Annotated in this window: 4 protein-coding genes and 1 pseudogene; all 5 read right to left on the reverse strand. The window is 72.0% G+C overall.

Annotation, left to right across the window (positions count from 1 at the left end; all coding sequences use genetic code 11):
* Nucleotides 1-114 precede the first annotated feature (114 nt).
* The gene (locus tag BHU15_RS14590) at nucleotides 115-768 is read right to left on the reverse strand and encodes a hypothetical protein (RefSeq protein ID WP_069627591.1); all 654 of its coding nucleotides are present in this window, start codon (nucleotides 766-768) and stop codon (nucleotides 115-117) included.
* Nucleotides 765-1505 (reverse strand): hypothetical protein, encoded by a 741-nt coding sequence (locus BHU15_RS14595; protein WP_069627592.1) that lies wholly within the window; start codon nucleotides 1503-1505, stop codon nucleotides 765-767. Before BHU15_RS14595 ends, BHU15_RS14590 begins: the two co-directional genes overlap by 4 nt.
* Before the next feature lie 356 nt (nucleotides 1506-1861).
* Nucleotides 1862-2227 carry a hypothetical protein gene (locus BHU15_RS41340; RefSeq protein WP_255293112.1) on the reverse strand — a complete coding sequence of 122 codons (366 nt, stop codon included), beginning with the start codon at nucleotides 2225-2227 and terminating at the stop codon, nucleotides 1862-1864.
* Nucleotides 2228-2258: 31 nt separating this feature from the next.
* Nucleotides 2259-3122, reverse strand: a complete 864-nt coding sequence (locus tag BHU15_RS14605; protein WP_069627593.1) for a relaxase/mobilization nuclease — start codon at nucleotides 3120-3122, stop codon at nucleotides 2259-2261.
* Nucleotides 3119-3471: pseudogene (locus BHU15_RS14610) on the reverse strand (hypothetical protein); the annotation flags it as partial. The pseudogene BHU15_RS14610 and the gene BHU15_RS14605, both read right to left, overlap by 4 nt.

The raw sequence follows: 3471 nt of genomic DNA on the forward strand, positions 1-3471 counted from the left end.
CCACCATCCACGCCGGTACGGGTATCGGCGTGGATGGTGGTGGTCAGGGCTTTGACGTAGATCTCCACGTCGGTGTTGTACTCGTCGGCCAGATTGGCCATGGGGTTCTCCGGTTCAGCGGCGGCGGGCGGCGGGCACGGAGGGCTGCTCCACCGGTGTCGTCCGCGTCGTGCCGGGTGCCGTCCGCGCCGGGGTGCGGGCGGCGTGGTCGCGGGCGAGGAGGATCCGGTGGGCCGTACGCAACAACACCTCGGTGCTGTCTGTGAGCTGGGTTACCGGCTCCGGCTCCGCGCCCACGGCGTCCGTATCCGCGGCCAGGGCGATCCAGGCGGCCAGGACGACTTCCCGCACCAGCGGCAAGACGCCCGTGGTCGGAGCGGCGACCGCGGTGAGGACCTCGGCGACCTCCCTGCTGCTGGTGGCATCCGAGGCCCGTTCGGCGAGCCCGGCGAGATACCGCAGAGCCGCCTCCCGATCGCTGTCCGGCGAGACCAAGAGGTTCAGGGCGGGGTCGAGGTGAACGCTGTGGCCGGCAGCGAGGAGAGCGTGCGAGGCGACCGTCGCCTTCACACGCTGCTCCTCAGTGGTCAGGCCGTGCGGCAGACGGTGGTATTCGCCGTGCGGGCCGGGGCAGTTGACGAAGCCGCTTCGCTGGAGGATGTCAGCCTCCTGCTCGGTGCCGCCGATGGCCACGACCAGCCCGGTACGGGCGTCTTTGGTGAGGGTGACGTACTCCAGCACCCGGAAGTCGGGTTCCCCGTGCGTCATCGAGCCCTGCTGACCTGGCCCAGGGTGCCGGCCGGGGACGGCGGCGCGGTGCCCGGAGCGGTCCGGGTTGCCGGGTGCCGAAGACTGATGCCGATGCCCAGCGCGTCGAGCTGCGGGCCGATCTCACGCACGGCAAGGGCCTGCGCGGCGGTGTCGTCCCCGTTCAGGCGGTAGATATCGCTCTGCTCGTCCTGGAGGAAGCCGTTGGCCACCAGAACGGCGCCAGCGGTATCACCGACGGGCGCGGTCGCGATACTGCCGTCCGGCTGCCAGGTCATCACGACCCGGTCCGGCTGCGACGGCTGGACGCCGCCGATGGCATTGTGACGGGCCTGGGCGAGCGCGGTGTCGTAGCGGACCAGCAGGTCGGCGGCTACCTGTTCCGCGCTGAGGAACGGGTTGTCGGTGACCGCGATGCCGTCCGGTTCCCGCACGTTGCCGTATGCCTCGTCGGGCAGGCCGCGGGGGGCGAGGGCGGCGACGAGGAATCCGCTCCGTCCGTCGTGCCGGTCGAGAACGGCGAGCTGGGCGCCGTCCGTACGGGTGAGGACGGCCGCCTGCCGCAGCGGGTGAGTGGCGAGAGACTCGGCGACGAGATCCAGGTCCCAGATCCGGTCGGCGAGTTCGGCGAGGTCGTCCTTGTCCGCGGGCGGGTGACAGGAACTGGTCCAGGTGCCGGCGAGCCCCTCGGCGAGGAGGTCGGCGTAGGAGGCGAGGTGCTCGGAGTTGTCGTGCATGGTGTCCTTGAAAAGTGGTGGAGGTCAGCGGCGCGGTCCGGCGGCCACGGCAGGCGGTGGCGGGGCCGGAGCTGCGTACGGAGGGGGCGGGCAGGCGCACACGGCGGAGCGTTCGCGCTCCGTGGCGGGGACCTCGGCGGTGCAGGTACGGCGGCCGGGATGCGGGGCATGGCGGTCGGCGAGGGCGTCGCGGGTGTGGGAGAGGTCGGTGCGGATGATGCGCAGGTGTTCCTTGGCGAGGTGGCGCAGCCGCCTGCCGATCTGCGGGTCGGACGGCTCACCGAGGCCGTCGTGGAACTCCGCGGTGGCGGTGAGGACTTCGTCCAGGGCGGTGAGGATGCCGTCGTGGGCGGCGGTCAGCTCGTGAGGACGTTCGCTGCCTCGTCGGTGGTGGTGGCCGCGCGGATCCGCTCGGCGAGGTGCAGGATCTGGGCGCCGAGCGGGAGGTGGTGCGGCTCGCGCAGTTCGGTCTCGAAGTCGTCATCGCAGTCGACGTGGTAGCCCACGGTGCGCAGCCGGGCGACCGTACGGGTGGCGAGGCAGATCTCCTCCGCCTCGTCGAGGCCGACGGGGAGGCGGTGGTAGTGCTCGTGGAGACGGACGACGGGCACCCAGTCGGTGCGCTGGAGGATGCTGTGCGCCTCCGGATCCCCGCCGCGGGCAAGGACTTCACCGGAGTGCGGATCACGCCGCAGGGCGAGCAGGCGGTCGTACAGGGTCAAACAGGGGCCTTTCTGATGGCGAGGGGTCGGTTCACCGGGCGCGGTGCGACCCTGGCACCGGCGGCGGGGCGGGGACGAAGGGGGTGGTGCTGGTCCGGCCGGCGGGTTGGAGCAGTGCGGTGGCGGTGGTGTCGAGGTCCTGCTGGAGGGCGAAGAGCCGGCGGGCGGCCCATTCCAGGTGATGTCCCGCCTCCGCACCGTTGCTGCCGGGGAGGGCATCGAGGCGGTGGGCGGCGTGCTCGATGAGCTTGCGCGCCGCGGCCAGCGGTCCGGACCCTTCGTCGGCCAGCTTGGCGAGAATGGCGGCGGATTGAGTTGCCGGGGTCGGCACCGCCCGTGCACTGGCCGGTTCTGGGGACGCGACGGGTACGCGGGTCAGGCGCAGGTCGTGTTCGATACGCCGGGCCTCGGCGGAGATTCGTTGTGGGAGGTCGGCGGACTGGGGCTGCCAGGCGCCGTCGAGCCGGATCAGGTTGGCGATCAGATCGAGGCGCCCGGGTTTGCCCTGGACCGCGATCCAGTGGCAGCCGGTGTGGTCGCCCGGTATCTCGATACCGGCGGCACGGGCCAGGCGGTGTGCTGCCTCGGCCCACTCCGCGCCGGTCAGGTCACGGTCCTCGGGATGAAGGTGGACGTTGAGGTGGAAGAGTGCCCGCCGGTCGCCGGTCGGGCTGGCGGCGAACGGGTGCTCCAGCAGCGGTTCTTCGACGTGCTGCGCCCACTGGGCGGCGGTCCACGACGCCTGTTCGTCGTCCAGGGTGTAGGAGTCCAGGCCGGGCCAGTAGGCGACGACCGAGTGCTCGGCAAGGCCGCCTTCGATGGGCACCGGGCGCCCCAGTGCTTCGCCGAGCGGATCGTGCGGGGTGTGCGTGCGCTCGTGGACACGGGGGATCACTTCGCCGGGCCTCCGGCCTGGGCCAGTGGGCACTGGCGTCGCATGTCGTCCGCTGCGGTGATCAGGGAGCGCTCACGCACGAGATCGGCCTGGACCGCAAGGTCGCCCGGCGGCAGCACGTCCAGAGCCCGGTCGATGACGCCGAGTGCTTCGTCGTAGCGGCCGAGGCAGCGCAGTGCGCCTGCCGTACGGAAGAGCGCGATCGGATCGCGGCCGGTGTCGAACGGCCGGCCGGAGCTCAGGGCCAGCAGCCGCTCGGCGCCCTGGTCCAGGTCCTGGCCGAGCCACAGGCCGTGCAGCAGAACATGCCGCGTCTTGGGGTGATCGCCGGCCTCCGCGAGGACCTCGT

The sequence above is a fragment of the Streptomyces niveus genome, assembly GCF_001723055.1.
Classification (GTDB): domain Bacteria; phylum Actinomycetota; class Actinomycetes; order Streptomycetales; family Streptomycetaceae; genus Streptomyces; species Streptomyces niveus.

Excerpts from the sequence above, each read along its gene's own strand:
- BHU15_RS14590 (WP_069627591.1), bottom strand. The coding sequence starts at position 768 with ATGACGCACGGGGAACCCGACTTCCGGGTGCTGGAGTACGTCACCCTC.
- BHU15_RS14595 (WP_069627592.1), bottom strand. The coding sequence starts at position 1,505 with ATGCACGACAACTCCGAGCACCTCGCCTCCTACGCCGACCTCCTCGCC.